This is a genomic window from Polaribacter sp. M10 (assembly GCF_054968445.1).
Genome location: NZ_JBSSBG010000004.1, coordinates 107186 through 132519 on the forward strand (window position 1 = coordinate 107186; position 25334 = coordinate 132519).

The window sequence follows — 25334 nt, forward strand, 5'->3', positions numbered from 1 at the left end:
TAAAAGAGTTATTACTCTCCAGCTTCTGGAAAAACAATGGCTCTATTTCCAGAAACAATAATTTGATTGTTTAAATGGCATTTAACTGCTCTTGCTAAAACTAATTTTTCGATATCTGCCCCAATTCTTTTTAAAGTCTGAGTAGTACTTTCGTGAGTAACTGGTTTAACATCTTGCTCAATTATTGGCCCTTCATCTAAGTCTTCTGTAGCATAATGTGCAGTTGCTCCAATTAACTTCACTCCTCTTTCGTAAGCTCTTTTGTATGGATTTGCTCCTTGAAAAGCTGGTAAAAATGAATGATGAATATTAATGATTCTATCTTTATAATAATTGATAAAATCTGATGATAAAATCTGCATATACCTTGCCATTACAACCAAATCAATGTCATTTACTTCTAACAATTCTTTTACTTGTGCTTCTTGATCTGATTTAGTCTCTTTTGTTACTGGTAAGTGATAATAGGGAACATTAAACATTTCTGCTATATGTCTTAATTTATCATGATTACTGATAATCATTTTTACATTACAATTTAAACTGCCTTCTTTATAACGCTCTAATAAATCGTATAAATTATGACTTGTATGCGACACCATAATTGCCACATTCTGCTTTTCATCTCCATAATTTACAGACCAATTGAATTGTAAAGGTGCTGCTAATTCTAAAAAACTGCTTTCCAATTCCACTTTAGAGATATTTGTACCTTCTGCATTTAAACGAATACGCATAAAATACATGTCTTCTACTGAATTTACGTATTGCTGACAACTTAAAATATTGAAGCCCTTTTCATAAAAAAAACTGGTAATTTTTGCAACCAATCCTTTTTGATCTGGACATTTTATTAAAAAAGTTACTACTTGTGATTTCATTCTATTTAATTATGAATTATTAATTTTAAATTACGAATTCAATATTCGTAATTCATAATTCTAAAATTTACAATTGTCTATGGTATCCATTTTTTAGGAAAATTTGGTTTTCTTTTTTCAAGAAAAGCATCTCTACCTTCTTTGGCTTCGTCTGTCATATAGGCTAAACGTGTGGCTTCACCTGCAAAAACTTGCTGCCCAACCATTCCATCATCAGTTAAATTCATTGCAAATTTTAGCATTTTTATAGAAGTAGGACTTTTTGCTAAAATTTCTTGTGCCCATTCATAAGCAGTGTCTTCTAACTCATCATGAGGAATTACAGCATTTACCATTCCCATTTCATAGGCTTCTTGCGCAGAATAATTTCTACCCAAAAAGAAGATTTCTCGTGCTTTTTTCTGACCTACCATTTTTGCCAAATATGCAGATCCATAACCACCATCAAAAGAAGTTACATCTGCATCAGTTTGTTTAAAAATAGCATGTTCTTTTGATGCTAAAGTTAAATCGCAAACTACATGTAAACTATGGCCACCACCAACTGCCCAACCAGGAACCACAGCAATAACTGCTTTAGGCATAAATCTGATTAAACGTTGAACTTCTAAAATATTTAATCTGTGATAACCATCATCACCCACATAACCTTGATGACCTCTTGCTTTTTGATCGCCTCCAGAACAAAAAGAATACACACCATCTTTGGTACTTGGGCCTTCTGCAGAAAGTAAAACTACGCCAATAGAAGTATCTTCGCCTGCATCATAAAAAGCATCATACAATTCTATGGTAGTTTTTGGCCTAAAAGCATTTCTAACATTGGGTCTGTTAAAAGCAATTCTGGCTACTCCATTACATTTTTTATACGTTATATCTTCGTAAACTTTGGCAGTTTCCCATTCAGGTTGTATCATATTTTTGTATTTTGTACGTTCTTATAAAGAATAAAAATCATCATCAGCAAAAATAAACATTCTAACTTATGATTAAGAAAACACTCTCATTATTATTTTTACTTTTTTCTGTTTTAGGTTTTTCGCAAAAAACAATAGAAACTAGTTTAGAGTCTGATATTTTAGAAACCACTAGAAATATTAAAATTTATTTACCACAAGGTTATGAGAGCGACAGTATTAAAAACTATCCTTTAACCATTGTTTTTGATGAAGAGTATATGTTTGATGCTTATGTAGGCACTTCTAAATTATTTGCAAAAAGGGACAAAGCTCCTAAACAAATTGTGGTGGGTATTGCTATGGAAGAAACCAAACAAGAAGACATTTCTTTTAATAGATCTAATGGATCACTTACAGCTAAAGCCAATTATTTTTACGAATTTATAAGAGATGAAGTTATTTTGCATATGGAAAGTAATTACAGAACCTCTCCTTACATTTCTTTAGTTGGCCAAGGTTATTCTGCAAATATGGTGTCTCATTTTCTTAAAGAAGACACTGCTTTTATCAACTCATTTATTTGTATAAATCCTAGTTTTTCTGATTTTGTAATTGGCGAATTACAAACTTATAATTTACCAAAGTTCGCAAAAGAAGACAATACCTTTTATTTTTACACTAATAATTCTAATTCATTTTCTAAAAACAAAGAAGAAAAAATTAGTAAAGTTCAGCAGGCTTTGTCAGAATTAGAGATTAAAAACTTTAATGTTATTAATGATGTAATCAACACAGATAGTGCAATTTCTGCTACGCACGAAGCAATACCAAGAGCAATGACAAAAATGTTTGAAGTATATTCTGCCATTTCTAAAGAAGAATATGATGAAAACATTAAAGATTTATCGCCAAAAGATGCCATTTTTTATTTAGAAAATAAATATTTAGAAATTGAATTTTTATTTGGCACCAATTTGGGTATTAGAGAAAAAGACATTTATGCCATAGAAAACATTATTATCGAAAAGGAAAATGGCGATAAACTAAGAGATTTTGGTAAAATGATTTTAAAATTATTTCCTACTTCTCCTTTAGGTGAATATTATATTGGTCGTTATTACGAATCTAGACAAATGACAAAACAAGCAATAAAATATTATAAAATTGGGTATGGAAAAATGGATCCTGCAGATCCTAATTCTGATGCTTATTACGAAAATATTTTAAGACTTGGTGGTCAATAATAAAAGTTGGCAGTACTAATTTTATTCAAAAAAAATAACTGCCAACTTTAAACTGTATTCTGATTACTGATTTATAAGCTCTATTCTATCTTCTTTAATAAGAATCAGTTTTTGTCTGTATAAATTACCAACAGCCTTTTTAAATGCTTTTTTACTCATTTTCATATGAAAACGAATAGAATCTGGAGAACTTTTATCAGTTAACAACAAAAAACCTTCTTTACTATTTTTAAGTTTTTCTAAAACCTGTTCTACATCAGAACCAATTACATTTCTAAAACCTTGTGGACGGAGAGAAACATCGATTTTACCATCTTCACGAATTTGTTTGATGTATCCATCAACTTCCATTTCTTCTTCTAAATCCTGAAAAACTTCGCTTCTAAAAAGCAAACCTTCGTATTCTTCATTTATTAAAACAGTATACCCTAAGCCCGTTTCTTTTTCTATAATTAACTGAACTTTTTCTCCTTCTTTTAAATTGATATCTCCTTCTTGATACTCTTCTTGTAAATCCATTATTTTATATATTTAAAATATGCTTTTAAAATTAAATCATTTTCTGCACTTGGCGTAAAAATTTCTAAAATTTTTGGTTTGTCTGATTCTGCATAAAAACCATTTAATGCTTTTGTAACTGTTTCTTTAGATGATGCTTGCAAATAATCGAAACCATGCATTTTACACAAATATTCTGCTGTTAAACAATGTGGGGTTTCAAAATATTTTGATGCATTTGTTGTAGATGGTCCAGGAATAATTTTAAAAATTCCTCCACCTGAATTATTTATTAAAACTATTCTAAAATTATTAGGAATATTTTTATTCCATAGCGCATTAGAATCGTAAAAAAAACTTAAATCGCCTGTAATAAAAATAGTTTGATTTTTACTTGCAAAAGCGGCTCCAATTGCTGTTGATGTGCTACCATCAATTCCGCTTGTACCTCGATTACAAAAAACACGTAGGGTATTTTTTATTTGAAATAACTGTGCATATCTAATAATTGCACTATTACTAATTTGTAAATCTGAATTATGAGGAATACTCTCTAAAACCTGCTCAAAAACTTTAAAATCTGAATGTTTTATTTCTGATAAATATTCTGAGTGCTTTTCTCTTCTATAATCCCTGATTTTTAACCATTTAGACTGATAATCGCTTTCTTTTTTTGTGATGATTTTATTAAAATTCGAGAAAAAATCAACAGGTTTCGTTTGTATAAATTCACTTAAACAGAAAAAAGTATTGGTTGCTTTTTTCTCATCAATATTCCAATGATGTTTTGGTTGATATTCTCTTAGAAATTTCTTAATTCTTTTCGAAACAATCATACCACCAAACGTGATTAATATATCTGGTTGTAATTCTTGAAATTGAGCATCATCTAAAGAAAAAATTAACTGATCTATAGAATTCACTGCCTTTTTATGATATAAGTTTGATGTTGTTTCTGTAAAAATCATTACAGACTCATCATCAGAATATAAATCCATTAAATTGTGCAATTCTTCATCAGGATAATTAACACCAATTACTAACATTTTTTTATCAGAAGTATTCCAAATTTTTGCTAATTTTTTATAGTTGATATTGGCATTATCTAAAGAACTTGTAGAAATATTAGGAAAATGAAACGTTTTTAATTCAGATACAGTTTCATACAAAGGTTCATCAAAAGGAACATTAATGTGAACAGGACCTTTTTGCGCTGTTGCTATTTGTAAAGCTTCACCAATTAATTGCGAATTTCTTGCAATAAATTTGGGGTTTTCTATGAGATTTGCTGAAAATAATATATGGTTTTCAAACACATTTTCTTGACGAATGGTTTGTCCATCTCCGATATCTATTAAATGTTTTGGTCTGTCTGCAGAGATTACCACAAGTGGGATATTACTGTAAAAAGCCTCTGCAATTGCAGGATAATAATTTAACAAAGCAGAACCAGAAGTGCATAAAACTGCCACTGGTTTTTGTTTTTGCTGAGCAATCCCTAACGCAAAAAAAGCAGCACATCTTTCATCTACAACACTTAAGGTTTCTATTTCTGAATGATTAGAAAAACCAATAGTTAATGGGGCATTTCTAGAACCAGGAGAAATAACAATAGTATCAATATTAAATTGATGACAGGCAGATATTACAAGTTGTGCGAGTTCTTTTTTTGGAAAAACGGCCTCTGCTAACCTCTCCAAAGGAGAGGAACTGTTACTAGATAAAATTTGCTGTTCTATTTGTTTCATTTAGAAATATTTTATTTCTAACTTATATATTTTGGTAAAAAAGAAACTCCAAATTACATTAATTTAGAGTTTCTGTATCTTTTAAATGAGCTATTAATTAGCAAACAACTTTAGCCCTGATTGAAACGACATCCTTTTTGTTTTTTGGGCAAAAAGATATCGTGGAAAGCAGGAAATAGCTTCAAACAAACATTTTCCACACTCAATTCCCACAACAGTTTCTTCCCTTTGGCAAGGCTAGGATGAGCTTCTAGTTTCCTTTTTGGTAATCTGCTAAAAATTTAGCTAAACCACTATCTGTTAAAGGGTGTTTTAACAATCCTTCTATTGCACTTAAAGGTCCAGTCATTACATCTGATCCTAATTTTGCACAATTAACAATATGCATAGTATTTCTTACTGAAGCTGCTAAAATTTCAGTATCAAAGTTATAGTTATCATAAACCAATCTAATTTCAGAAATTAAGTTCATTCCGTCTGTAGAAATATCATCTAAACGTCCTAAAAAAGGAGAAACATAAGTAGCACCTGCTTTTGCAGCCAATAATGCTTGCCCAACAGAAAAAACTAAAGTTACGTTGGTTTTAATCCCTTTTGATGAAAAATATTTACATGCTTTTACACCATCTTTTATCATTGGTAATTTTACCACAATCTGCGGATTTAAAGCAGCTAAAGCCTCGCCTTCTCTTACCATTCCATCAAAATCTGTAGAGATAACTTCTGCAGAAACATCACCTTCAACTACATCACAAATTGCTTTGTAATGATTTATTATATTTTCTTGACCAGTAATACCTTCTTTAGCCATTAAAGACGGGTTTGTAGTTACACCATCTAAAACACCTAAGTCTTGTGCTTCTTTTATTTGTTCTAAATTTGCAGTATCAATAAAAAATTTCATTCTTTTTAAAAATTTATAATTAATTTGTAGCAAAGATAGTTACAATCATTTCTTTAAGAGAAAAAATAATTATAAGTTTTACAATTAATTGGTTAAAAACATAACAAATATGACCTTTTTTAGATTTAAATTTAAACTTTGTTGTTTTTTATGTGTCTAACTTTATCAAATACCTTTTTTTGAGTCTAAAAAACAATTTTATAAATGAAAATAAATTATTTAGCATTCCTTTTCTTTTTATCAACTTTAATTTCTTGCGATTCTGTAAACACAGAAGAAGGTATAGAAGGCACCATTTTATGTGATTTATCAGATATTGGTGTTACAACATCAGACAATATAATTATTCTAGACAACTCAGCATCTGCTGTCTGGCAAGGCAGTTATTCTGATAATTCTGTTAGCATAAGTTACACCAAAGATTTAAATGATAACAACACTACAGAAACTCTAAATTTTGTTTTTAATAAGATAAACGATTGCTTACAGATAGATCGAGGTTACGAATTTTACGATGGTAGCACTGCAGATATTAGTGCCATAACTCAAGTTTATGTGTTAGAAGTTACGATACAAGATTGGGAAATGGACAAAAAATTTTCTGGACAAATTATTTATAGAGATCATCATGATAAATTAATTAAAACGATTACTTTTTGGGTAGAATTTACCGTTGATGACTATATAGCAGAAGACACAAATTACACTTATTTTTCTACTTGTTTTGCAGATAAACTACCTATAGAAATAGATTTAGATAAAGACGGAACAACAGATTACACCTTACTTGCTGATGAAGTTGTAGACTTTGCAAACACACCAAATTTTGTGGCGTATAACATAAAGCTGGTTTCTACAGACGAAGAAATTAATGAAATTCTTTCTCCTAAAGGAGTTAGCATTCCTTTTCCTGTAATTTTTGAACCTCCTTTTTCTACAGAAAATACAAGAAGTTATGCTGCAAATAAATTTGATTCTGCTGATGTTAGAAACTCTCTAGATGTTTTTTATGAATTTGATGCACCTTATGAAAACTACAACTTTTTTCTTCAGAATAATTTAACTTACAAAAAGGAATTTGCAAACGAAAAAGATGATTATTACGCACTAAGACTCATTAGAAATGATGAAAATTTCTATGGTTATATAAAATTAGATTTTGATTCCTTAAATTGCGAAATAAACATTTTAGAAACTTATTTAAGCGAAACTGCAGAAGAACATATTAGTATAGAAGACTAGAGCTTATAATGATTCATTAATAATTTCTGATACATTTTATCTGGTAAAATACGTTTTAAAACAATAGAAAATTTCTGCATAAAATCGCCCACTTTATAGTGAATTTTAGGATTCTTATTGTTGATAATTTTGTAAACTGTTTTTGCCATTTCTATAGGATCCATTCCATGATCTACATGAGCGTCCATTAAATCTAGACACGCTTGATATTTTTCTTTGTAAGCAGAATTGTCAAAAACTGGTGTGTGGTATCTGCCAGCTGCAATGTTTGTTGCAAAATCTCCAGGAGCTACATTTACAACGTTAATTCCGAAGTTTTTAACCTCCATACTTGTTGCTTCTGTAACTAATTCTAAAGCACCTTTAGAGGCAGAATATGCCGCTCTAAAAGGCAAACCCATATAACCTGCGATCGAGGTTACATTTATAATAGTCCCTGAGTTTTGCTTACGCATTTGTGGTAAAACTGCTTTCATAACATCAATTGCACCAAAAAGATTGGTGTTAAAAACTGCGCGCATTTCATCTGTAGGAGTGTCTTCTACAGGACCAGTAATCCCCATTCCTGCATTATTTACTAAAACATCTAATCTGCCTTCTTTTTCTATAATTAAATCTACTGCACTATTAATAGTTGCTGTATTTAAAACATCTAAAGCAATTAATTGAAAAGAAAAACTCTCTATGTTTTTTGGATTTCTACTTGTACCGTAAACAGTAAAGCCTTTTTTGCTTAAAAAAGTTGCAATCGATTTTCCTATTCCAGAAGAAGCTCCAGTAACTAAGACTACTTTAGACATGTTTTTTTAAAATTATAATTATGAAACAAATATCAGAAAAGATAAAAGAAGAAACGTAAATTTAGGGCACAAAAAATGGCAAGCTATCTACATCACACTGCTACAACCTAATACCCTTGCTGTGTTCCCACCCTGGGGGATTCAAAGGGAGCTAGTTGTGTAGGACTTGCCACTGCAAATTTACAATCTATTTTTATACTAACAATTAAAAATTAATATTTATTTAATGTAACATTTCTAAAGTATTGTATACTAATAAGATGTTTTGAATATTTTTTTTAAAAAAAGTATCAAACTGAATTCATTTATATTTGTACAACTAACTAAATTTAAAAACACAAATGGAAAATCAAGCAAGTAGTAAAAACATTATTCTAAACTATGGATTATATTATGGTGTAATATCTGTAATTTTAAGTCTTATTATGTATGCCACAGGTAATCATTTAGAACAAAACATGATTGGTATGCTATTAGGATTTGTTATTATGATAACCTTTATAGTTTTAGCAACTAAAAAATTTAAAGATGATAACCAAGGATTTTTATCTTGGGGACAAGGAGTTAAAACTGGAATGGGTGTTGTTTTAATTGGTATTATAATTTCAGGGATATATACTTATCTTTTTGCTAACTTTATTGAACCTGATTTTAAAAATCAAATAATTGAAAAATCTATAGTTCAATGGCAAGATGCAGGTATGACATCTGATCAAATTGAAATGTCAACTAAAATGACAGAAGATTATTTTTATCTATCTCTTTATGGAGGAATGATTATAGGTGGTCTAGTATTAGGTTTTATTTTTTCTGCAATTACAGCAGCAATTATGAAAAAATCTGAAGAAGAAACTTACTAAAATTTAAAGTTTAGCGTTCAATAATTCATAAAAGTGTAACTTTGACTTTTAGAAATTAAATTTTTTGAACTCAATATATGGAAATTTCGGTAGTAATACCACTTCTTAACGAAGAAGAATCCTTAAAAGAATTATTCGATTGGATTGCAAAAGTTATGCAATCCAATCGTTATTTATATGAAGTTATTTTTATTGATGATGGTAGCACAGATTCTTCTTGGAATGTTATTGAGCAACTATCAAAAAAAAATAATGAAGTTAAAGGAATTCGTTTTCAAAAAAATTATGGAAAAAGCCAAGCTTTAGATGCTGGTTTTGAGCTAGCTCAAGGTAAAGTGGTAATTACAATGGATGCTGATTTACAAGACAATCCTGAAGAAATTCCTGAATTATACCAACTAATTACTCAAGAAGATTTCGATTTAATTTCTGGCTGGAAAAAGAAAAGATACGATAATGTAATCACCAAAAACATACCTTCTAAACTTTTTAATGCTGCTGCCAGAAAAACATCAGGATTAAAATTAAACGACTTTAATTGTGGCTTAAAAGCCTATAAAAAAGAAGTTATAAAAACCGTAAATGTTAGTGGAGAAATGCATAGATATATCCCAGTTTTAGCTAAAAACGAAGGCTTTACTAAAATAGGCGAAAAAGTTGTGCAACATCAAGCCAGAAAATATGGCGAAACCAAATTTGGTATGGATCGTTTTATCAATGGTTTTTTAGACCTAATTACCATTTCCTTTTTGTCTAAATTTGGTAAAAGACCCATGCATTTTTTCGGACTTTGGGGTACATTAATGTTTATTTTTGGAACAACATCAGCTTTTTACATTGGCGCTTACAAACTTTACAAAGTTTTTAACGGAATAAAAACAATTTTGGTAACCGATAATCCTTGGTTTTATATTGCTTTAACTTCTATGATTCTAGGAACTTTATTATTTTTAGCTGGTTTTATAGGAGAGCTAATCATAAAAACAAAAAGCAACGAAAAACACTACAAAATTAAAGAAAAACTCAATTTCTAAATAGTATATTTGTATCACATAAAATACCATCACTAAAAAAAACTATTAAAAATGAACGAAATTTTAGACAAAGCAAAACAATGGTTAACTCCAATTTTTGATGAAGAAACTCAAACAGAAATTCAAGAATTAATTGCTAATAATCCTGATGATTTAGCAGATAGATTCTACAAAGATATGGCTTTTGGAACTGGAGGAATGAGAGGTTTAATGGGTGCTGGTACTAATAGAATTAACAAATATACATTAGGTAGAGCTACACAAGGTTTGTCTAATTATTTAATAGAAAATGTAAAAAAAGATGAATTAAGTGTTGTTATTGCTTACGATTGTAGACATAACAGTAAAAAATTCGCAAAGGTTGTGGCTGATGTTTTATCAGCAAATAATATTAAAGTTTTTCTTTTCGAAGATTTAAGACCAACTCCAGAATTGTCTTTTGCAGTTCGTCATTTAGGTTGTGATGCAGGTATTGTATTAACAGCTTCACACAATCCGCCAGAATATAATGGTTATAAAGTATATTGGGCAGATGGTGGTCAAATTGTTCCGCCAAATGATGGTGGAATTATCAACAAAGTAAATTCGTTAGATTTTTCTGAAATTAAATTTGATGCAAACGAAGATTTAATTGAAGTTATTGGTAAAGATGTAGATGATGTTTTTATTAAAGAATCTATTAAAAATGGTTCTTTAGCTGATGATATTAAAAGAGAAGATTTAAAAATTGTTTTTACTTCTTTACACGGAACTTCAATAATGTCTGTACCAGATGCTTTAGCTGGTGCTGGTTATAATGATGTTCATATTGTTGAAGAACAAAGAAAACCTGATGGAGATTTCCCAACTGTAAAATCGCCAAACCCAGAAGAACCAGAAGCACTAAAAATGGCTACTGATTTAGCTGATAAAATAGGTGCAGATATTGTAATTGGTACAGACCCTGATTGTGATAGATTAGGTGTTGCTGTAAGAGATTTAGAAGGTAATATGAAGTTAATGAATGGTAACCAAACTATGGTTGTGATGACAGAATTTTTATTACGCAAATGGAAAGAAGAAGGCAAATTAAATGGCAAACAATTTGTAGGTTCTACTATTGTTTCTACAGAATTGGTAAATGATGTAGCTGCTCAAAAAGGAGTTGAAACTAAAGTAGGTTTAACTGGATTTAAATGGATTGCCAAAATGGTAAAAGATTTCCCTGAGTTAGATTTTATTGGTGGTGGAGAAGAAAGTTTTGGGTATATGGTTGGTGGTTTTGTTCGCGATAAAGATGCTGTAACAGCTACTCTTTTAGCTTGCGAAGTTGCTGCTTATGCAAAACAAAACGGAAGTTCTTTTTATCAAGAATTATTAAATATTTATGTAGAAAATAAATATTACAAAGAGCACTTAATTTCTATCGTTAAAAAAGGAATGGATGGCGCTGCTGAAATTCAACAAATTTTAAGTGATATGCGTAACAATCCATTAACCGAAATTGATGGAGAAAAAATAGAATCGCTTTCTGATTATGATGCATCAACAAAAAAGAATTTAATTACTGGAGAAGTTACTGAAATAGATTTACCAAAATCTAATGTATTAATTTATCAAACAGCTTCTGGTACTAGAATTGCAGCTAGACCTAGTGGAACTGAACCTAAAATTAAATTCTATTTTAGTGTAAATAGCGAATTAGATGCCACCGAAAATGCTGATAAAGTTGAGGCTGAATTAGACGCAAAAATTCAACGAATTATAAAAGAGATGAAATTAAATTAATGAGTCACTTTAAGGACATTCTTAAATATGAAAGAGAATATAGAAAGTTTACGCTTTTAAATATTCTCTTTAATATTTTTTACGCCATATTTAATGTTTTATCTGTCTTGGCTTTTATACCCCTACTAAATATTCTGTTTGGTGTAAAAAAAGCGATTATTAAAAAACCTACTTATGAAGGCATTACCAATTTAGGATCGTATTTAGAAGGCAGTTTTAATTATTTTATATCAAACAAAATAGAAGAAGATGGTCAGATAAATGTATTGCTATTTATCTGTTTGTTATCGCTTTCTTTATTCTTTTTCAAAAACTTGTTTCGTTATTTGGCATCTTATGTCATTACTTTTTTAAGAACAGGAATTGTTAAAGATTTAAGAGATAATTTATATCGTAAAATTGTAGAATTGCCAATCTCTTACTTTACAGAAAAAAGAAAAGGAGACATTATTGCAAGGATGACTGCTGATGTGCAAGAAGTAGAAAACTCAATTTTAACATCAATAGAAACCTTAGTTAGAGAGCCTTTAACAGTGATAATTTCTATTGGAATAATGCTTTTTATAAGTGTAGAATTAACTTTATTTGTCTTTGTTCTTTTGCCTGTTTCTGGTTTTATTATTTCATCTATCAGTAAAAAATTAAAGTCACAATCAATTAAAGCACAAAAAGAAACCGGTACATTTTTATCTTTTATAGAAGAAACTTTGAGTGGTTTAAGGGTGATAAAAGGCTTTAATTCAGAAAGAATTATTGAAAGAAAATTCAACGAATCTACAACTACATTTAGAAGGCTAATGACTAGTGTTTTTCATAGACAAACTTTGGCATCGCCTATGAGTGAATTTTTAGGATCTGCAACTATAATTACCATTCTTTGGTATGGAGGTACAGATGTTTTAGAAAAAACAAGCTCTTTAGAAGCTGGTAAATTCATGGGGTATATTGTGTTATTTTATACTGTTCTAAATCCTATAAAACTAATAACAACTACATTTTACAACATAAAAAAGGGAGAAGCGTCTGCAGAAAGAATTATGCAAGTTTTAAATACTGAAAACAGCATAAAAGACAAACCTGAGGCTATTGTGAAACAAGATTTTTTAAGCGAAATTGAGTTTAAAAACATTTCTTTTAAATACAAAAAAGAATATGTTTTAAAAGATTTTTCTTTAACAATAAAAAAAGGACAAACAGTTGCTTTGGTTGGCCAATCTGGAAGTGGAAAATCTACACTTGCCAATTTAATTACCCGTTTTTACGATGTTAATAAAGGTGATATTTTAGTAGATGGCATCAGCATAAAAGATGTTACTAAAAAATCTTTAAGAGGTTTAATGGGTATTGTTACGCAAGAATCTATTTTGTTTAACGATTCTGTTGAAAATAATATCAAATTAGGTTCAGAAAATGCATCAGAAACCGAAGTTATAGAGGCTGCAGAAATTGCAAATGCTATGGAATTTATTAAGGATTTACCAGAAAAACTTAAAACAAATATTGGTGATAGTGGAAACTCTCTTTCAGGTGGACAAAAACAACGTTTATCTATTGCCAGAGCTGTTTTAAAAAATCCACCAATAATGATTTTAGACGAAGCTACTTCTGCCTTAGACACAGAATCTGAACAATTGGTACAAGTGGCTTTAGAAAAAATGATGCAAAACAGAACATCTTTAGTAATTGCGCACAGATTATCTACCATTCAAAAAGCAGATATAATTGTAGTAATGAAAAAAGGGAAAATTGTAGAGCAAGGAAAACACGACGTTTTATTAACCAAAAAAGGTGAATACTTTAAGTTAGTTTCTATGCAAAGTTTAGGTTAAAATATAGATCTAACTAATCTATATCTTGATGTGTTTTAAAACCAAATTTTCTGTACGTCATTTTTTTGCCAATATCAAATAGATGTTTAAAACTAAAACAGATAAAATTGCTTGATCTTGTCTGTGATTCTCTCTGCTGCTTCCTTGTGGAGCAATACAATCTTTAGTTTTTGCAGCATCGCTCCAATTTTTAATTACCTGTCTAGCTTTTATATTATTATAATCAACAGCAACACAAGCACCATTTAAATTCTTCTGTTTCAATAAATTCTTATCATTTAAAACGTCTAAATACTTTAATGATTTTGGGTGAGTCCAATCAGAAGTTATCCCTTTAGAAAAAGGGGAATAAAGTCCGTAAAATTCTATCACTTTTCTAAGTAAAATTAGTGGTTTTGTTACTTTATTACCTCCATCTAACCAACAAACAGATGTTTTACATTCATTTAAAACATCATTAATAATTACAGGTTTCCAAGCATATTCTCCTGCGTTTATTTTAATATTAAAATAAGATGGGTATTTAGAATAGTCAAATTTTCTTAGCTCAAAATCAGAAAAATCATTTTTTAAAATTTCACTTTCTTGAGCTGTTATTCCCAAATCGTAAATTAAAACTTTGGTATTTTTTTCATACAGATATAAACTAACTAAAAGTTGGTATAAGCTTTTAAAATGTGAACTATCAGAACCTGTAACAATTACCAACTCTTGTTTACTTTAAAAAAAAAGCAATCTTAACTCTAAAACTACTGTTCTAAGTTCTGTAAATAATTTCATAAGCTTTTTATTGAGAAATTGTTAAGCCTAAAGATTTCCCTTTTTCAAGCATAAAGTCATAAGAAGCTTGGTGTTCATTAGGTATTTTACCATCTAAAATTGCTTCTTTAATCGCTTCTTTAATTTGACCAATTTCTCTACAAGGTTTTAAATTAAAGGCTTCCATAATTTCTTCGCCAGTAACAGGTGGCTGAAAATTACGAACACGATCTCGTTCTTCTACTTCTTTTATTTTTTTTCTAACTAAATCGAAATTTTGATGATAACGTTTAAATTTTCTCGGATTTTTAGTGGTAATATCTGCCTCGCACAATGTCATTAATGCATTAATATCATCACCAGCATCAAAAACCAAACGTCTTACAGCAGAATCATTTACATCCGAAGCTAACACAATAGGTCTAGAACTTAATAACACCATTTTTTGCACAAATTTCATCTTGTTATTCAAAGGCATTTTTAATCTTTTAAAAATTTTATACACCATTTTAGAACCCACAAATTCATGTGAATGGAAGGTCCAACCTACTTTTTTAGAAAATCTTTTTGTAGGTGCTTTTCCAATATCGTGCAATAATGCAGCCCATCTTAACCAAACATCATCTGTATGTTTTGCAATATTATCTACAACCTCGAAAGTATGGTAAAAATTATCTTTATGCTTCTGCCCTTCTACTTCTTCTACTCCTTTTAAAGCTATCAATTCTGGTAAAATTTGCGGCAATAATTTTGTTTTTTCTAACAATAAAAATCCAATAGAAGGTTTTGGCGATGATAAAATTTTGTTCAATTCATCTACAATTCTTTCTCTAGTAATAATTTTAAGTCTATGTGAGTTTTCACCTATAGCTTTAAGAGACTCTTCTTCTATTTTAAAATTTAATTGTGTTGCAAAACGGATGGCACGCATCATACGTAAAGGATCATCAGAATAGGTAATATTAGGATCTAAAGGTGTTCTAATCACCTTATTTTGTAAATCTTCTATTCCGTTAAAAGGATCTAAAAGTTCGCCAAAATTACCTTCATTTAAACTTAAAGCTAATGCATTAATGGTAAAATCTCTTCTATTTTGATCGTCTTTTAAAGTCCCTGCTGTAACTTCAGGATTTCTGCTTTCTTCTGTGTACGATTCTTTTCTTGCACCAACAAACTCAATTTCTACATCTTTAAAACGCAACATTGCTGTGCCATAGGTTTTAAAAACCTGAACTTTAGGTTTATTGGGTAATAATTTAGACACTTGTAATGCCAAATCGATTCCACTACCTACAGCAACTACATCTATATCTTTTGCTGTACCTCTTTTCAGAAAAAAATCGCGCACAAAACCGCCAATCACGTAAGAATCGATATTGATTTCTTTTGATGCTTTAGAAATTACGCTAAATATTTCTGATGAAATTGCTTCTGTATACTTCATATTTATAAAAGTGAAGCAAATTTATAATTTTCTATCCTTTTAAACCTAAAATTGATAAAAGAATATCGTGATAACATTTGTACTTTTGTGTTAAATTGATGTCAGAAATTCGAATTTAAATGATTATTGTTAGAATAGTTGGTGGTCTTGGAAATCAAATGTTTCAATATGCATATGCAAAATCGCTGCAACAGCAAGGTTTTGAAGTGCAAATTGATATTTCTAAGTTTAAAACCTATACACTACATGGTGGATATCAATTAGATAAATATAAGATTGATTTAGATACGGCTGATGAATTTTCTACTTTTTTAGGTAAAATTAAACTCAAAAAAAACATTAGAGAAAAAAGCCTTTTGTTTGATGAAAAATTATTCCGTTTATCGGGTAATGAATACGTAAAAGGATATTTTCAAACCGAAAAATATTTTAAAGAAATAAGAGCAATTTTATTAGAGCAATTTACCATTCAACAAAAATTATCAGAAACTACCATCAATTATAAAAAAGAAATAAATAATTGCACAAATTCTTGTGCTGTACATATTAGGAGAGGAGATTACATTTCTGATAAAAAAGCCAATAAAATTCACGGAACTTGCGATTTAACCTATTACAACAAGGCCATAAAACGGATTAAAGAAAAACAGAAAAACATTTATTTCTTTGTTTTTTCTGATGATATTGCTTGGACAAAAGCTAATCTGAATATTAAAAATGCAACCTATATAAACCATAAAACAATACCTCACGAAGATTTGTATTTAATGAGTTTATGTCACCATAATATTACTGCAAACAGCAGTTTTTCTTGGTGGGGAGCTTGGTTAAATCAGCATCTTGATAAAATAGTAATAGCTCCAAAACAATGGTTTGTAAATAAAGAAAATGAGGTGGCTTGTAAAAATTGGATACAATTATGATGTCTTATAAAGTCTATTATATCAACCTAGATAAAAGCACAGAAAGACGTGATTTTATGGAAGATCAGTTTGCCAAATTGAAAATTCCAATTACAAGAATTTCTGCAGTTTATGGCAAAGAGCTAGGTGTAGATGTTTTAAAAGAAGAAAAAAAGAAACATAATATTTTAGCTCATTTTCCTTATCCAAATGATGGTGAAATTGGTATATGCTTAACACATTTTAAATTGTGGGAATTTCTCTCTCATCAACCTGAAGATTTTTCGATTATTTTAGAAGATGATGCTCTGATTCAAAATGGTTTTTTTAACGATTTAGAGCAACTGTTATCAAAAATAACCATTAATGATTTTTTAGATATTTCTGGTAAAAAAGGATTTTATCCTCTAGAAAAAGACCAATTTAAAACCAAATTTTTAATGCCACCAGTTTTAATGATTGGGCAAATAATTGGCAAAAATGCAGCCAAAAAACTTTCTGATAATTTAAGTGATTATTACGCGCCTATAGATGTAATGAAACAAGACGTTTACAAACATAAAGTGCAATTATTTTCTACTAATAAACAATATGTAATTAGTGTTGATAAAAAAATGGGAGGCAGCACCATTCAACAAAATAATATGATTGCTTGGAAAAAAGTAATTCGAGAAATTTTACGTCCTTTTTGGCAATTCTTTACTCTATTTACCTATAAGCTAAATAGATGTGTAAGAAATTACTTTTTTTACAAGTCTAATAAATAAAATTTATTTTTCGCTTCTGTTAAGCAACCAAAGCTTAATATATCTTGTTAAAACAGCATAACCTTGAGTTATGGATAGTACTAAACCAACATAACCATCTAAAAACCCTTTTTTTAATACAAAGTGAGAAAAAACTCTAAAAGGTGGTTTTACTAATAAATGAAATGCATTTACAGTTTTACCTTTTTCGTGTAATTCTTTAGCCTTTAGTTCTCCATATTGATGAATTTTAGATATAAAATGATTGTAATCTTTATAACCAAAATGATCTATTTTGTTTTTAAAAAAACCTAATTCACCATTCGCTTTTATAGTTTCATGAACAATACCTTGATACCTACAATCCTTCTTTAAAAACAAACGCACTACTTTATCTCTTTGCCAACCAGAATACTTAATTTTTTTACCAACAAAATAAAAGCATCTTCTTACATAAAACCCAACTTTATCTTTAGGGTTTTGTACCGCTTTTAAAATTTCTTTTTCTACTTCTGGAGTAACTCTTTCGTCCGCATCTAAAATATAAATCCAAGGATGTTTTGCTTGGTCTATAGCAAAGTTTTTTTGAGAAGAAAAATCATCAAACTCTCGTTTGATGATTTTTACATTATGTTTTTCAGCTAAAACTACTGTTTTATCTGTGCTATATGAATCAATTACAATAATTTCATCAGCAAATTGCACAGATTTTATAGCTGCTTCTATATGAATTTCTTCATTTAAAGTAGGAATAATAGCAGTAATCTTAGTCATAGAATTTTTAATCTTTAAACAGCCACATCATACTCACGTAGCGCATCATTTAAAGAGGTTTTTTTGTTGGTACTTTCTTTTCTTTTTCCAATAATTAATGCACAAGGTACATTGTATTCTCCTGCGGCAAATTTTTTGGTATAGCTACCTGGAATTACAACAGATCTTGCTGGTACAACTCCTTTTGTTTCAACAGGTTCATCACCAGTAACATCTATAATTTTAGTACTCATTGTTAACACAACATTAGCACCTAAAACCGCTTCTTTTTCTACTCTAACACCTTCTACAACAATACATCTAGAACCAATAAAAGCGCCATCTTCTATAATTACAGGTGCAGCTTGTAATGGTTCTAAAACACCACCAATACCAACACCACCAGATAAATGTACATTTTTACCAATTTGCGCACAAGAACCCACTGTAGCCCAAGTATCGACCATAGTACCTTCGTCTACATACGCACCAATATTTACATAACTAGGCATTAAAATTGTACCTGGAGAAATATACGCTCCATGTCTTGCAACTGCATTTGGCACTACTCTAATACCTCTTTCTGCGAAGTTTTTCTTTAAAGGAATTTTATCATGATATTCAAAAATACCAGCTTCTAAAGTTTCCATTTTTTGAATTGGGAAATATAAAACCACAGCTTTTTTTACCCATTCGTTAACTTGCCAACCTCCTTCTGTTGGTTCTGCAACTCTTAATTCTCCTTTATCTAATAAATCAACAACTTTTCTTATGGTATTAATCGTATTTTCTTCTTGTAATAATTCACGATTTTCCCAAGCAGATTCTATAATTTTTCTAATATCTTCCATCTTAATAAATTATTTTTTGCAAATATAATTTGAATGCTAAAAAACTAAGCGAATATACGTTTTTTAAACAGATATAAATGGTTTGTTTAAAATACAAAAAGCACTTTATTTTTAACTAATTGATTTTATTCGCTTTAATTTATATTATTAAAAGTTTAAACTTTATTTTTGCAAAAAAAGTATATAATTTGGGAAGAATTTTAGCCATCGATTATGGAAAAATAAGAACAGGTATTGCAGTTACAGATCAATTACAAATTATTGCTTCTGGGTTAACTACTGTAAATACTACTGAGCTTTTTTCTTTTTTAAAAGACTATATATCAAAAGAAAAGGTAGAACTTTTTTTAGTTGGCAAACCCAAACAAATGAATAATTCTGATAGCGAAAGTGAGGCTTTAATACTTCCTTTTTTAGAGAAATTGGCTAAAGAAATTCCGCAAATTCCTGTAAAAAGAGTAGATGAACGATTTACCTCTAAAATGGCTTTTCAAACCATGATTGATGGTGGCCTAAAGAAAAAACAACGCAGAAACAAAGCTTTGGTTGATGAAATTAGTGCTACCATTATTTTACAATCGTACTTGTACAATCAATAATTATTTAGGATGAATTTATGAATCCAAAATTTGGGATTACGGATTTCTAAATCGTACTTTTGCAAACAATAAAAAACACAAAATGATATTACCAATTGTAGCTTATGGAGACCCTGTTCTTCGTAAAGAATGCACAGAAATAACTGCTGATTACCCTAATTTAAAAGAGTTAATTAGCAATATGAAAGAGACTATGTATAATGCTTCTGGTGTTGGTTTGGCTGCCCCTCAAATTGGCAAAGCCATTCGTTTATTTGTCATAGATGCATCTCCTTTTGCAGAAGATGAAGATTTAGATGATAGTGATAGAACTGCTTTAAAAAACTTTAATAAAGTATTTATAAATGCACAAATTTTAGAAGAAGAAGGAGAAGAATGGGCTTTTAACGAAGGTTGTTTAAGTATTCCTGATGTTCGTCAAGATGTTTATCGTCAGCCAAAAGTTACCATAGAATATCAAGATGAAGATTTTAATACTCATACCGAAGTTTTAGATGGTTTAGCTGCAAGAGTTTTTCAGCACGAATACGATCATATAGAAGGTATTTTATTTACAGACAAATTATCATCACTTAAAAAAAGATTGATAAAAAAGAAGTTAGAAAACATTTCTAAAGGGAAAATAAATGCAGATTATAGAATGCGTTTCCCAAATTTAAAAAAAGGTAAATAGTCTTAAAAAAAGACAAAAAATATACAAATGGAATTTAGTAAAATTATATCAGTAACTGGTAAACCAGGATTATTTTTAGTAGTAACACAATCTAAAAATGCAATTATTGCAGAAAATATTTCAGATAAAAAACGCTTGGCAATCAACTCTACACAAAATGTAAGTTTGTTAGAAAATATAGCCATTTATACTTACGAAGAAGACATGCCATTATTAGATGTTTTTAAAGCCATAGCAGAAAAAACAGAAGGTAAAAAAGCGATTTCTCACAAAGAAAGTGGTAATAAATTAGCAGCTTTTTTTGCTGAAGTTTTACCAAATTACGATGATGAAAGAGTGTACACTTCTAACATTAAAAAAGTAATTCAGTGGTTTAATTTACTAATAGACGCTGGTTTTGATTTTTCTAAAACAGAAGAAACTGTTTCTGACGAAGAAGAATAAATAGCAAATCGATTTTAATATTAAAATCGATTCGCTTTAGTATTTTTACTGCTAATGTTTTGCAAATTGGCAACTTTATAAAACTATGAATTCTAGAAAAGAACAACTTGCTGCATTTAATCGTCTGTTAGATATTATGGACGAGCTTCGTGAAAAATGTCCTTGGGATAAAAAACAAACTTTAGAAAGTTTACGTCATTTAACCATAGAAGAAACTTACGAATTGGCAGATGCTATTCTTGATAACGACTTGCCTGAAATTAAAAAAGAACTGGGTGATGTTTTGTTGCACATTGTTTTTTACGCAAAAATTGGTAGCGAAAAAAAAGCTTTCGATATTGCTGATGTTGCCAATTCAATTTCTGATAAATTAATAGACAGACATCCTCATATTTATGGTGATGTAAAAGTTGAAAACGAGGAAGATGTAAAACGCAATTGGGAACAACTAAAATTAAAAGAAGGTAAAAAATCGGTTTTAGAAGGTGTGCCCAAAAGTTTACCAGCTGTTGTAAAAGCCAATAGAATTCAAGATAAAGTTGCTGGAGTTGGTTTTGATTGGGAAAAACCCGAACAAGTTTGGGCAAAAGTACAAGAAGAACTTACAGAATTAAATGCTGAAATTAAAGCTGGCCATAAAGAAAATATAGAAAAAGAATTTGGAGATGTTTTATTTTCTATGATTAATTACGCTCGTTTTATTGATGTAAATCCTGAAAATGCATTAGAAAAAACGAATAAAAAATTCATAAATCGTTTTCAATATTTAGAGCAAGCTGCGCAAAAAGAAGGTAAAAATCTTTCGGATATGTCTTTAACTGAAATGGATGTATATTGGGAAAAATCGAAAGAATTTTTTAAATAATTTTTTTATATATTTATTCAAATCACTTTTAAAGGTAAGTTTTGAATAAAAAAAGAAAAATTATAATTGCAGCTATTGTTTTAATTGTCTTACTAATTATTTACGTAGAATTGGCTGTTGGTATTTTTGGTAGTCCATTTGCAGGCTCTTAACACCTAATTGTTTTCTAAACCATACTCGCCAGATAAAGAGGTTACACATCTTTCATCGCTAATAAATTTAGAAATAAATAAAGTATAATCCATTAACCAATTGTTTTGAGAATATTTCACAAAACGATTTTGTGCTCTTTTAGAGCGTTGGTAATTTAACAGAAATCTGTTTTTCCAATCTTTTTCATATTCAGTTAAAAGCGTAATATTATTTTCTTCTAAAGCTGTATGTATAGCTTTACTTGCCATAATTGCAGCTTCGAAAATAAACTTATACCCTTCGCCTACAATTGGGTTTACTTGCGAAACAGAATCGCCAACACAAACTAAATTGTTAATCACAAATTTATCTAAAACTGGAGTTATTGGTATACTTCCTCCTTCTACTTTATCATTATCTTTTTCTACCAACTTTTTAATTTTAGGGAATTCTAAAATTTTATGCAAACGGTTTTTTAAATCTTTCACAATCTCATCATCAAAAGAACCAAAACCAATAATTGCTCTTTTATTTTTTAGAGGAAAAATCCAACCATAACCTCCTTGATACTCTTTACCCATTAATAAATGCAAATCAGTTTTGTTGCCTTTGTATGCAACATTATACTCAACACCAGTGGCTAATTCCGTCTTTTTTGCAATTAACCCCACCTTTTTACTAAGTACACCATTTGTACCAGAAGCATCAACAAAAATTGTAGCTGAATATTCGTTTTTATTTTTATCAACTACAGCTATAAAATTTCCATTTTTATCTTGATGAATGTTTTTAATGTTGATATTCGTTAAAAATGTAACATAATTAGTATCTACATTATTTAAAATTTCTTGATGGACTTTTTTCTTATCTAAGACGTATAAATCTGTTTTAAGTTTTCTGGTAACATTTTTAGAATGAAAACAAACTGTATTAATATCTTGAGCTACAACATCTTTAGTAAGTTCAAATTTTTCTAAATTGATAAAACTACCCAAAGTGTTAAAAGAGAATTCTAAAAGGTCTTTTTTTCGATCTAAGACTAAGGTTTTCTTTTTAAGTTTCCCTAATTCTCTTGCCAAAATTATACCTGCTGTACCAGCACCAACAATAACAACATCAAACTTTTTCATACTTTTATTTTGTAATTGCAAAGTAGTTTTATTTTTACAAGTCTCAAAAAAATGACTTCAATTTTAATAAATTATAAGTTGATTTTTTTATTTGAATAAAACTTTGCTTTTATCCGAATAAAAAAAGCACCCAAATTTAATATGGATGCTTTTTTTTAATTATGGCCTTTTTAATCTAGTAAATCTGGTTTACTTAAAATTAAATCTATTTTCTTAATAATTACTGTTATTTGATCCATTTGTAATTCTATATTTCTAAAATACATACTAATATCTCTATTTACCCAACTTTCAGATATTACTCTTGCTCCTAAACTAATTCTTAAAACTGCACTTTGTAAATCATCTCCATATTTTACATTTACAGCTTGACCTATATGACATTTTTGAGCAGCTAATCTTACAATTTCTAAAGGTGCGTTTTTAAACTCTTTAGAAATATCAGCATTTAATAATAAATACAATTTTTTTACTTTATCAACTGGTAATGCTTGGTTATTTTTAAGAATAAAAAACGGAAAAATTGTTCGTATATTTCTAATACTAAATTCTTTATTATTAAAATCATTTACTCTGGTTTCATTGCTATAAATAGGTTCTAAAAAAGAAGCGTCTTTTATAGAATCTTCAACAAAATTGCAAAACATTTCTATTCCCATATTTCTATAAAGAACTGGTGTTTTAAAATATCTTTCCATTTCTACAATGGCAGCTTTCCAACGCATATATGAGCCGTAATTAAATCCTTCAGATAAATCTTTAGAACAAACCCATTTTGCTGGCCAATCTGAATGATTAAAATACTCTGTTAACCCTTTTGGCAATTGTTTTTTTGATGCTTGTATGGATTTACTTACACTTTCTGGAAAAATTAATGCTCCAGAATAAGGAGGTCCTGTAAAATATTTACTACCTGTAATACTTACAATATATCCTTTGTTTAAATTATCTTGAATATCTTTTGGATCTAACCTAACTTGAGCAGCATCTACAACTACTTGAATTGATAAATTATTTAAACTATTAATTTTTTGCATCATTTCTTCGCTAGGGGATTGATATCCTAATTTAGAATGATCCATTATATGCAAAACAATATGCTTGCCTAAATTGTTTGTTTCTGAAATAGCAGAAAACACTTCTGTATCTAATAAGGTTTGAGATTTCAACTCTCCTTTTTCATCTCTAAAAGGAATTTTAATCAACTCAATATCTTTAAAACCATCAATTTTATCACCTTTCTTTATTGACAAATTAAGCGCTGTTGTGTTTTCGAAATGACAACCTTTTAAGGCTGCAGGAACTCCACTACCAGTTTCATCAGAAGCTACTAAAATATGTGTAATTTCTTTGTTTGTAACTATTTGTGTTAACGCTGCTATTTGTAATGATGAATCTGTACCTGAAGGCGAAAATATAATTTCTGAAGCTTGGTTTAATTTAAAAACACTTCTAAGATTGTCTTTTAAAGACTCAGAAAAATTAGTAGTAGTTTTTTTAAAATCGTCTTTTAAACTATTTTTTATTAAAATACTTCTTACTTTATCTGCTTTATCAAAAGCAAAATTTGAGACACTTGTTGCTGTTGATGAGGCAAAAGTAAATGCATCTGGTCTTGGAAAAGGCCTACAACCATATTTATTTAACAAATAAACTTCATCAATATTTAGTCTTAAATCTCCACCATCCATCAATAAATATTCTGTTGGTTTTGCTAAATTTTCTAAAATCGGTTCCCAACTTTCTTTAAATACATTTTTATTCTTTTGTTTATGCATCCCTTCTAAATCTTTATATTTTTCTAAAGATTTAGTATCTATATGTTCTTCTTTAGTAATAAAATTTAATAAACAGAAGTCTAAATTCTCTAACTTTTCTTTATCCTTTTTAGTTAATAATTTATAAAAAATACGTGTTACTTTTAAAGCAGCAACATCACATAAAATAGTATCTTTTTTATCGCTTAAATTTTTATACCAAAGTTGCCATTCAATACCATATCTTAAATAAACTAAAGCTAAAACTGGTTTTTTTAAATACAAAGAGCCAATAATAATAGATTCGTTTGGTATAATTTTAAAAACATCTTCTACTGTATTAGAGGTAATAATATTGATGTTGTTTATTTTAGGTACAGTGTTAAACCGTTTTAAAACATGAACCAGATAATTCACATTTTCTTTTTCAAACAAACTTGTTCTATTATATTGATTTTCTAAGGATATATTATTTGTCATAATTATTTTCATTAAAGCTCTTTCAAGCTCACTTCTTTTAGGATATTTATTGTTATTTTAATGTTTCTTTAAATATGCAAAGTCATTCCTGTT

The 25334-nt window shown here is 29.2% G+C and carries 24 protein-coding genes and 1 other RNA gene; 12 read left to right on the plus strand and 13 right to left on the minus strand.

The features are described from left to right. Positions 1-11 precede the first annotated feature (11 nt). Together purU and ACWYN7_RS06390 are read right to left on the minus strand one after the other, a co-directional pair. Entirely contained in the window at positions 12-881 is an 870-nt protein-coding gene (purU, locus tag ACWYN7_RS06385) for a formyltetrahydrofolate deformylase (RefSeq protein ID WP_459487000.1), read from the minus strand. Between the two features lie 77 nt (positions 882-958). Further along, complete coding sequence (locus tag ACWYN7_RS06390) at positions 959-1798, minus strand: 1,4-dihydroxy-2-naphthoyl-CoA synthase (RefSeq protein WP_462859027.1); 840 nt, start codon at positions 1796-1798, stop codon at positions 959-961. Between the two features lie 68 nt (positions 1799-1866). Between ACWYN7_RS06390 and ACWYN7_RS06395 the strand changes: the two genes are divergently transcribed. Continuing rightward, positions 1867-3024 (plus strand): alpha/beta hydrolase-fold protein, encoded by a 1158-nt coding sequence (locus tag ACWYN7_RS06395; RefSeq protein WP_462859028.1) that lies wholly within the window; start codon positions 1867-1869, stop codon positions 3022-3024. A gap of 63 nt (positions 3025-3087) precedes the next feature. Here ACWYN7_RS06395 and ACWYN7_RS06400 read toward each other — a convergent pair whose 3' ends face one another. The 3 genes from ACWYN7_RS06400 to fsa form a co-directional block, all read right to left on the minus strand. Continuing rightward, complete coding sequence (locus tag ACWYN7_RS06400; RefSeq protein WP_462859029.1) at positions 3088-3543, minus strand: S1 RNA-binding domain-containing protein; 456 nt, start codon at positions 3541-3543, stop codon at positions 3088-3090. Beyond that, positions 3543-5270 (minus strand): 2-succinyl-5-enolpyruvyl-6-hydroxy-3-cyclohexene-1-carboxylic-acid synthase, encoded by a 1728-nt coding sequence (gene menD / locus ACWYN7_RS06405; protein WP_462859030.1) that lies wholly within the window; start codon positions 5268-5270, stop codon positions 3543-3545. Before menD ends, ACWYN7_RS06400 begins: the two co-directional genes overlap by 1 nt. Before the next feature lie 250 nt (positions 5271-5520). Next, entirely contained in the window at positions 5521-6174 is a 654-nt protein-coding gene (gene fsa / locus ACWYN7_RS06410) for a fructose-6-phosphate aldolase (protein WP_462859031.1), read from the minus strand. Positions 6175-6378: 204 nt separating this feature from the next. On the opposite strand from fsa, the gene ACWYN7_RS06415 reads away from it, so the two are divergent. Beyond that, positions 6379-7416, plus strand: coding sequence for a hypothetical protein (locus tag ACWYN7_RS06415; protein WP_462859032.1), 1038 nt, complete (start codon positions 6379-6381; stop codon positions 7414-7416). Here the strand turns inward: ACWYN7_RS06415 and ACWYN7_RS06420 are convergent. Together ACWYN7_RS06420 and ffs are read right to left on the minus strand one after the other, a co-directional pair. After that, positions 7413-8216, minus strand: a complete 804-nt coding sequence (locus tag ACWYN7_RS06420; protein WP_462859033.1) for an SDR family oxidoreductase — start codon at positions 8214-8216, stop codon at positions 7413-7415. The genes ACWYN7_RS06415 and ACWYN7_RS06420 overlap by 4 nt on opposite strands. A gap of 73 nt (positions 8217-8289) precedes the next feature. Further along, positions 8290-8388, minus strand: an RNA gene (ffs, locus tag ACWYN7_RS06425) — signal recognition particle sRNA small type. Positions 8389-8557: 169 nt separating this feature from the next. On the opposite strand from ffs, the gene ACWYN7_RS06430 reads away from it, so the two are divergent. The 4 genes from ACWYN7_RS06430 to ACWYN7_RS06445 all read left to right on the plus strand — a co-directional run bounded on the left by ACWYN7_RS06430 (position 8558) and on the right by ACWYN7_RS06445 (position 13706). Further along, positions 8558-9076, plus strand: coding sequence for a DUF4199 domain-containing protein (locus tag ACWYN7_RS06430; protein ID WP_462859034.1), 519 nt, complete (start codon positions 8558-8560; stop codon positions 9074-9076). A gap of 77 nt (positions 9077-9153) precedes the next feature. Then, positions 9154-10110, plus strand: coding sequence for a glycosyltransferase family 2 protein (locus ACWYN7_RS06435; protein WP_462859035.1), 957 nt, complete (start codon positions 9154-9156; stop codon positions 10108-10110). A 51-nt stretch (positions 10111-10161) separates the two neighbouring features. Next, complete coding sequence (locus ACWYN7_RS06440; protein ID WP_462859036.1) at positions 10162-11877, plus strand: phospho-sugar mutase; 1716 nt, start codon at positions 10162-10164, stop codon at positions 11875-11877. After that, complete coding sequence (locus ACWYN7_RS06445) at positions 11877-13706, plus strand: ABC transporter ATP-binding protein (protein WP_462859037.1); 1830 nt, start codon at positions 11877-11879, stop codon at positions 13704-13706. The genes ACWYN7_RS06440 and ACWYN7_RS06445 overlap by 1 nt, the downstream gene beginning before the upstream one ends. Positions 13707-13763: 57 nt before the next feature. On the opposite strand, the gene ACWYN7_RS06450 is transcribed toward ACWYN7_RS06445, so the two are convergent. After that, complete coding sequence (locus tag ACWYN7_RS06450) at positions 13764-14414, minus strand: DUF1647 domain-containing protein (RefSeq protein ID WP_462859038.1); 651 nt, start codon at positions 14412-14414, stop codon at positions 13764-13766. A gap of 79 nt (positions 14415-14493) precedes the next feature. After that, positions 14494-15909 carry a CCA tRNA nucleotidyltransferase gene (locus ACWYN7_RS06455; RefSeq protein WP_462859039.1) on the minus strand — a complete coding sequence of 472 codons (1416 nt, stop codon included), beginning with the start codon at positions 15907-15909 and terminating at the stop codon, positions 14494-14496. A gap of 119 nt (positions 15910-16028) precedes the next feature. On the opposite strand from ACWYN7_RS06455, the gene ACWYN7_RS06460 reads away from it, so the two are divergent. Together ACWYN7_RS06460 and ACWYN7_RS06465 are read left to right on the plus strand one after the other, a co-directional pair. Further along, positions 16029-16832: an alpha-1,2-fucosyltransferase gene (locus ACWYN7_RS06460; protein WP_462859040.1), complete on the plus strand. Its 804-nt coding sequence runs from the start codon at positions 16029-16031 to the stop codon at positions 16830-16832. Beyond that, entirely contained in the window at positions 16829-17578 is a 750-nt protein-coding gene (locus tag ACWYN7_RS06465) for a glycosyltransferase family 25 protein (protein ID WP_462859041.1), read from the plus strand. Before ACWYN7_RS06460 ends, ACWYN7_RS06465 begins: the two co-directional genes overlap by 4 nt. A gap of 3 nt (positions 17579-17581) precedes the next feature. Here ACWYN7_RS06465 and ACWYN7_RS06470 read toward each other — a convergent pair whose 3' ends face one another. Both ACWYN7_RS06470 and ACWYN7_RS06475 read right to left on the minus strand, forming a co-directional pair. Continuing rightward, on the minus strand, positions 17582-18331 hold the full coding sequence (locus tag ACWYN7_RS06470) for a glycosyltransferase family 2 protein (protein ID WP_462859042.1): 750 nt from the start codon (positions 18329-18331) through the stop codon (positions 17582-17584). A gap of 14 nt (positions 18332-18345) precedes the next feature. Next, positions 18346-19161 carry a 2,3,4,5-tetrahydropyridine-2,6-dicarboxylate N-succinyltransferase gene (locus tag ACWYN7_RS06475; RefSeq protein ID WP_462859043.1) on the minus strand — a complete coding sequence of 272 codons (816 nt, stop codon included), beginning with the start codon at positions 19159-19161 and terminating at the stop codon, positions 18346-18348. 188 nt (positions 19162-19349) lie between these two features. Between ACWYN7_RS06475 and ruvX the strand changes: the two genes are divergently transcribed. The 4 genes from ruvX to mazG all read left to right on the plus strand — a co-directional run bounded on the left by ruvX (position 19350) and on the right by mazG (position 21742). After that, positions 19350-19760, plus strand: a complete 411-nt coding sequence (gene ruvX / locus ACWYN7_RS06480) for a Holliday junction resolvase RuvX (RefSeq protein ID WP_462859044.1) — start codon at positions 19350-19352, stop codon at positions 19758-19760. Between the two features lie 82 nt (positions 19761-19842). Next, positions 19843-20433, plus strand: a complete 591-nt coding sequence (def, locus tag ACWYN7_RS06485; RefSeq protein ID WP_462859045.1) for a peptide deformylase — start codon at positions 19843-19845, stop codon at positions 20431-20433. Between the two features lie 27 nt (positions 20434-20460). Beyond that, positions 20461-20877, plus strand: coding sequence for a DUF5606 family protein (locus ACWYN7_RS06490; protein WP_462859046.1), 417 nt, complete (start codon positions 20461-20463; stop codon positions 20875-20877). Positions 20878-20962: 85 nt separating this feature from the next. After that, positions 20963-21742 carry a nucleoside triphosphate pyrophosphohydrolase gene (gene mazG / locus ACWYN7_RS06495; RefSeq protein WP_462859047.1) on the plus strand — a complete coding sequence of 260 codons (780 nt, stop codon included), beginning with the start codon at positions 20963-20965 and terminating at the stop codon, positions 21740-21742. Positions 21743-21897: 155 nt separating this feature from the next. On the opposite strand, the gene ACWYN7_RS06500 is transcribed toward mazG, so the two are convergent. Then, positions 21898-23004 (minus strand): lycopene cyclase family protein, encoded by a 1107-nt coding sequence (locus ACWYN7_RS06500; protein WP_462859048.1) that lies wholly within the window; start codon positions 23002-23004, stop codon positions 21898-21900. 170 nt (positions 23005-23174) lie between these two features. Continuing rightward, positions 23175-25241 carry a hypothetical protein gene (locus ACWYN7_RS06505; protein WP_462859049.1) on the minus strand — a complete coding sequence of 689 codons (2067 nt, stop codon included), beginning with the start codon at positions 25239-25241 and terminating at the stop codon, positions 23175-23177. Positions 25242-25334: the final 93 nt, after the last annotated feature.

Excerpts from the sequence above, each read along its gene's own strand:
- ACWYN7_RS06470 (WP_462859042.1), bottom strand. The coding sequence starts at position 18,331 with ATGACTAAGATTACTGCTATTATTCCTACTTTAAATGAAGAAATTCAT.
- menD (WP_462859030.1), bottom strand. The coding sequence starts at position 5,270 with ATGAAACAAATAGAACAGCAAATTTTATCTAGTAACAGTTCCTCTCCT.
- ACWYN7_RS06465 (WP_462859041.1), top strand. The coding sequence starts at position 16,829 with ATGATGTCTTATAAAGTCTATTATATCAACCTAGATAAAAGCACAGAA.
- ACWYN7_RS06445 (WP_462859037.1), top strand. The coding sequence starts at position 11,877 with ATGAGTCACTTTAAGGACATTCTTAAATATGAAAGAGAATATAGAAAG.
- mazG (WP_462859047.1), top strand. The coding sequence starts at position 20,963 with ATGAATTCTAGAAAAGAACAACTTGCTGCATTTAATCGTCTGTTAGAT.
- ACWYN7_RS06435 (WP_462859035.1), top strand. The coding sequence starts at position 9,154 with ATGGAAATTTCGGTAGTAATACCACTTCTTAACGAAGAAGAATCCTTA.
- ACWYN7_RS06390 (WP_462859027.1), bottom strand. The coding sequence starts at position 1,798 with ATGATACAACCTGAATGGGAAACTGCCAAAGTTTACGAAGATATAACG.
- ACWYN7_RS06420 (WP_462859033.1), bottom strand. The coding sequence starts at position 8,216 with ATGTCTAAAGTAGTCTTAGTTACTGGAGCTTCTTCTGGAATAGGAAAA.
- ACWYN7_RS06415 (WP_462859032.1), top strand. The coding sequence starts at position 6,379 with ATGAAAATAAATTATTTAGCATTCCTTTTCTTTTTATCAACTTTAATT.
- ACWYN7_RS06455 (WP_462859039.1), bottom strand. The coding sequence starts at position 15,909 with ATGAAGTATACAGAAGCAATTTCATCAGAAATATTTAGCGTAATTTCT.
- def (WP_462859045.1), top strand. The coding sequence starts at position 19,843 with ATGATATTACCAATTGTAGCTTATGGAGACCCTGTTCTTCGTAAAGAA.
- ACWYN7_RS06500 (WP_462859048.1), bottom strand. The coding sequence starts at position 23,004 with ATGAAAAAGTTTGATGTTGTTATTGTTGGTGCTGGTACAGCAGGTATA.
- ACWYN7_RS06400 (WP_462859029.1), bottom strand. The coding sequence starts at position 3,543 with ATGGATTTACAAGAAGAGTATCAAGAAGGAGATATCAATTTAAAAGAA.
- ACWYN7_RS06440 (WP_462859036.1), top strand. The coding sequence starts at position 10,162 with ATGAACGAAATTTTAGACAAAGCAAAACAATGGTTAACTCCAATTTTT.
- fsa (WP_462859031.1), bottom strand. The coding sequence starts at position 6,174 with ATGAAATTTTTTATTGATACTGCAAATTTAGAACAAATAAAAGAAGCA.
- ACWYN7_RS06475 (WP_462859043.1), bottom strand. The coding sequence starts at position 19,161 with ATGGAAGATATTAGAAAAATTATAGAATCTGCTTGGGAAAATCGTGAA.
- ACWYN7_RS06395 (WP_462859028.1), top strand. The coding sequence starts at position 1,867 with ATGATTAAGAAAACACTCTCATTATTATTTTTACTTTTTTCTGTTTTA.
- ACWYN7_RS06430 (WP_462859034.1), top strand. The coding sequence starts at position 8,558 with ATGGAAAATCAAGCAAGTAGTAAAAACATTATTCTAAACTATGGATTA.
- ACWYN7_RS06505 (WP_462859049.1), bottom strand. The coding sequence starts at position 25,241 with ATGACAAATAATATATCCTTAGAAAATCAATATAATAGAACAAGTTTG.
- ACWYN7_RS06490 (WP_462859046.1), top strand. The coding sequence starts at position 20,461 with ATGGAATTTAGTAAAATTATATCAGTAACTGGTAAACCAGGATTATTT.
- ACWYN7_RS06460 (WP_462859040.1), top strand. The coding sequence starts at position 16,029 with ATGATTATTGTTAGAATAGTTGGTGGTCTTGGAAATCAAATGTTTCAA.
- purU (WP_459487000.1), bottom strand. The coding sequence starts at position 881 with ATGAAATCACAAGTAGTAACTTTTTTAATAAAATGTCCAGATCAAAAA.